The organism is Methylovulum psychrotolerans (assembly GCF_002923755.1).
In the GTDB taxonomy this organism is placed as follows: domain Bacteria; phylum Pseudomonadota; class Gammaproteobacteria; order Methylococcales; family Methylomonadaceae; genus Methylovulum; species Methylovulum psychrotolerans.
Map to the genome: position 1 here is coordinate 1 of NZ_PGFZ01000027.1, position 3926 is coordinate 3926.

Genomic DNA, 3926 nt, shown 5'->3' on the forward strand with positions numbered 1-3926 from the left:
CCTCAACGGCCACTTTGGCTTTAAATTCCGTTGTGTGGTTCTTGCGTACATTTGCCATAGTTTAGTTTGCCTTTTTGGGTAAGGCTTTCTATCTTAACTGCTGGTCTAAAATATGGGGAGTATCATAGTATTTGACTTGGCAAATGTCGACCATCAGGCAAAGCAGGCCTGCCAGCACCAGCAATACGTTGATGTTTTCCAATCCGGCCAGGTTGGCGCCGCTTTTGTCCATGACCACTTTTTCGGGCAGGCCATTGCCATCAATGGCCTGCCTGAAGAAGGCGGTGGCGGCCACTTCGTCGCGGCGTTCGGAGAGCATAAAGTCGACAGTGTCGCCAAATTTGTCCACCGCGCGGTACAAGTAGGCCCATTCCCCTTTGATTTTGATGTACGTCTCGTCCATACGCCAAGAGCCGGCAACCGTCCGTTTGCGGCTTTTTGCCGCCAAAGCGATCGTAAGCGCGTGTCGCTACCACGTTGCCTTTTCAGGTAAAGTTTGTTTAATCGCTGTTATTTGTTCGGATGTCAAAGGCAACAATTCATCAATGCGGCTATTCGGCTATTCGGCTATTCGGCCACACGGGCAGTTTTTCTAATGTTTCTTTCAGCCATGCCGCCGGGTTTAGGTCATTAAGCTTGGCCGTGCCCAGTAAGGTTTGGATCGCGGCGGCACGTTGCCCGGCACGTTCGGAGCCGGCAAACAGCCAATTTTTCTTGCCCAACGCAATGGGTCGGATGCAGTTTTCCACGGGGTTGTTGTCAATCGGCAGATGTCCGGTTTCCGCATAACGGACTAGGGCGGGCCACCGTTTTAAGGTGTAATCCAAGGCTTTGGAGGAAGCGCCGCCGGGGGCTGTGACGGTACGGGTTTTCAGGAGCCAGTCATGGAAGGCGTGCAGTTGGGGCTGGCTTTTTGGAACAGCCGACAAACGTTGCCAATCGACCCCGGCCACCAGCCAGTGCCATTGCGCCCCGGTGACCTGGAAAACCGTGTCGGCCGCCGCCGGCCAGACGAAACCGCCCCGGTGCAAACGGCGCTGGCACAACCAAACGCCGTTGCCGTCCCACAGCAACAGCTTTAGGCGGTTGCCCGCCCGGTTGCGGAACACGAACGCGGAGCCCGCGCACGGCGTATGCCCCAACGCCTGCTGGACGATGGCCGACAGGCCGTCGGCGCCCTTGCGCATATCTACGGGCGACACCGCCAACCAAATCTGTGGCGGGCATGGGATCAGCCCAGGCATCGCCACAGCTCCGCCAGCCAAGCCGCCGATACGCCCGGCGGCAACTCAAGACGGTGGCCGCCCGTGTGCCGCAGCACAAAAGGTTCGGATGCCGGCACTTGGACTTGTACCGGAATGAAGGCCGGAGGCGGCGGCAATGCCGGTTGCACCCGACGGTATTCGCGCAATCGTGCCGCAAAGGTTTTGGCGTTTAACTGCTGTTGCCGGCAATAATCCGCTTGCGGCAGGCCGCTGGCCTGCCATGCTTCAATATGCCCAATCCACTTCTTTGATAATGCCATCGTTATTCCCCATACAAAAGGGCAAGGATGACAGTTCGTATCAGGTTTGCCTAGGTGGCTGGGTTAGACGTTTACAAGCGATCAGTGGCGAATAGCGGACAACCCAGCGGTTCAGGGTCGGTCGCATGATCCACGGCGACACCGCGCTCCGCCAAAATTTCTTCCAGGTCGCGGTAGGAAACGCCATACCGGACATAGAAGAAAACCGTGTGCAGGATAACGTCTTTCGGATAGTGGGCACCTTTAAAGCTGATCTTCATAGTCTGGCAACAAAAATTAGCGGATTATCCCCCAAAATTAGAAAATTTGCGACAGAACCCAAACCCCTCTATCGGAAGCCGGATGCAATAGTTTTGCAAGTCCGGTTCTGAGGAGGGGTCTGCTGAGGCGACTTGGCAGGTCTACTTACCCAGGCTCCCACTTACTCTAAAATCATGGAAAACTTCAGGATTATGAATAAATCAAGCAAATTTAAGCCGGAATTGTATGAGCCGCCAGAATGCGAGACTCGATCTAAAACAGAACAAGAAAATAAAGCGAATGCAGACTGGATACATAAAGAAGTTTACGAAAAACTCGAATGCGGCGCATTCCTATTACTGTTATATGACAGTACACAGCACAAACCAAAGCTAGAACTCGAAATACGCTGTGGACTAGATGATCGGGAAGTGGCTTATTTACAAAAAATAGCTAAAAATATATTTTTTGATGCCAGGCCGGTTATAATTATGAAATCTTTAATAGAAGTTAACCTGGACATGCCATGGAACGATACCTATACACTATTAGATGCGAGATGGCTTGATAAAAATATAGCGCTATGCACTTTTCTATGTAAAAGTAGGCTACCGTCTTATTCACTTATTGAGTATGATATAACGCCTATACTTAGATCATTATGTAAGGTGATTCAGATTGAAGTAAAAGAAGCCACCAGAGCATCCGCTAAAGCAATACCGCAAAACATAATCCCAGTGCCAATAAAAAATTACAATTTAACACCAAGAGAAATGGAGGTATTACAATGGGTATGGGAAGGAAAATCCAATTCAGTAATCTCTATAATACTCCAGTGTTCACAGCACACAATTAAAACACACCTGCAAAGAACCTACGAAAAAACAGGCGAGTACAGTAGGTTGCGTGCAGCAAAAAAAGTGTTTGGATGATAATGCCTTAGTTGTAAGGCTCCACATTATTCAATGGTATGCCTAAAATAACATAATTTTCAGCCTATCATTATAATATATTACCATGGGTGTTAGAAAGCCAAGCGATCACCTCATCCACATTTTTATCTGGCGGAAATACGGGATAAAAGTATTTCCTGACCACGCCGTCTTTAATTATAAGCGTCAGTCTCTTGATTAGCTTTAAACCCGCAACTTCAAGCATAGGCAACTTCATAGCCATCGAAAACAAATACATAGAATCGCTTAAAAGTGGATAAGTTAACGCTAAGCGTATAGCGGCTTCATGTTGCGTCTCAAGTGTTTGACAGCTTACCCCGTAAACGCCCACACCGTTACTCTTAAATACAGCAAAATTTTCACGATAAGAACAGACTTGCGAAGTACACCCGGCGGCCCCAGGAATTTTTAACCATCCTTCAGGAATAGCATACCCAGGGCGACCGGTCATTGGGTAACAGAAAACAACATTCCAACCAGATAATTTGGACAAATTGATGCTTTGATTAACAGTCGAAGGCAAATATATATCCGGCATCAACCTGTTTTCCAGATGCAGACATCCATCATCACTCAACGGAATTGGTAAATCCAAAGGAGTGGGTGGGGTACGGCTGAGAATAACTGAAGAGCTGAATTTCTGATTTCCCATAAGAATTAAAGTGAACTAATTGTCTAAAAATAAACAGATAAGTCTGGAGTGCGGCGGGATTGAAAAAGATGTCAGCCACTACACAAAATAGACTTACGTAAACAAATAACCCCCCGTCATTATGGCTAGACAATAAGATAATGCCTAATCATGCAATTAACTTCAAGCAAACCTCAAACCCAAAATCCGCAAAGCCGAGGCACGGCCAATTGGCTAATTGAATGATCCGAACAAGGTTAACTAGCGTTGATTACCCTGCTGAGCCGGCTTTATAATGTCAAATAGCATGTAATGCGGTGCTTGTCAATACATCGGGTGGCTGATATATAACGATTTAATATGTTGTTATATTAAAGCCGTGGATAGGTTTCCACAGGTTATTCTAATTAAAGGATAGCTTTACACTTAAACGTAACAAATACCCAGGAGTCTAATATGACTATCAATACTGTTAAAACCAAAATGGTTGCTTTTCTGTATTTCTAAATAATACTAACGATCGGCACTTTAGAGTGCCGATCACTATTTTAGGATTCATATCAATGAATAACATCAA

General features: G+C 47.1%; 4 protein-coding genes and 2 pseudogenes. 1 reads left to right on the top strand and 5 read right to left on the bottom strand.

The genetic code is table 11. The annotated features are described in order from the left end of the window. Positions 1 to 165: 165 nt before the first annotated feature. The 4 genes and pseudogenes from AADEFJLK_RS22605 to AADEFJLK_RS22620 all read right to left on the bottom strand — a co-directional run. Positions 166 to 436 (bottom strand): annotated as a pseudogene (locus tag AADEFJLK_RS22605) (DDE-type integrase/transposase/recombinase); the annotation flags it as partial. Between the two features lie 115 nt (positions 437 to 551). Next, on the bottom strand, positions 552 to 1244 hold the full coding sequence (gene tnpB / locus AADEFJLK_RS26175) for an IS66 family insertion sequence element accessory protein TnpB (protein WP_103975893.1): 693 nt from the start codon (positions 1242 to 1244) through the stop codon (positions 552 to 554). Beyond that, complete coding sequence (tnpA, locus tag AADEFJLK_RS22615) at positions 1232 to 1525, bottom strand: IS66 family insertion sequence element accessory protein TnpA (RefSeq protein WP_103975894.1); 294 nt, start codon at positions 1523 to 1525, stop codon at positions 1232 to 1234. The genes tnpB and tnpA overlap by 13 nt, the downstream gene beginning before the upstream one ends. A 70-nt stretch (positions 1526 to 1595) precedes the next feature. Beyond that, positions 1596 to 1785: pseudogene (locus tag AADEFJLK_RS22620) on the bottom strand (IS6-like element ISPmar1 family transposase); the annotation flags it as partial. Between the two features lie 192 nt (positions 1786 to 1977). On the opposite strand from AADEFJLK_RS22620, the gene AADEFJLK_RS22625 reads away from it, so the two are divergent. Continuing rightward, positions 1978 to 2697: a helix-turn-helix domain-containing protein gene (locus AADEFJLK_RS22625; protein WP_170065231.1), complete on the top strand. Its 720-nt coding sequence runs from the start codon at positions 1978 to 1980 to the stop codon at positions 2695 to 2697. Between the two features lie 70 nt (positions 2698 to 2767). Here the strand turns inward: AADEFJLK_RS22625 and AADEFJLK_RS22630 are convergent, their stop codons facing one another. Continuing rightward, a complete protein-coding gene (locus tag AADEFJLK_RS22630; protein WP_103975896.1) occupies positions 2768 to 3370 on the bottom strand; it encodes a peroxiredoxin in 603 nt (200 codons plus the stop codon). Positions 3371 to 3926: the final 556 nt, after the last annotated feature.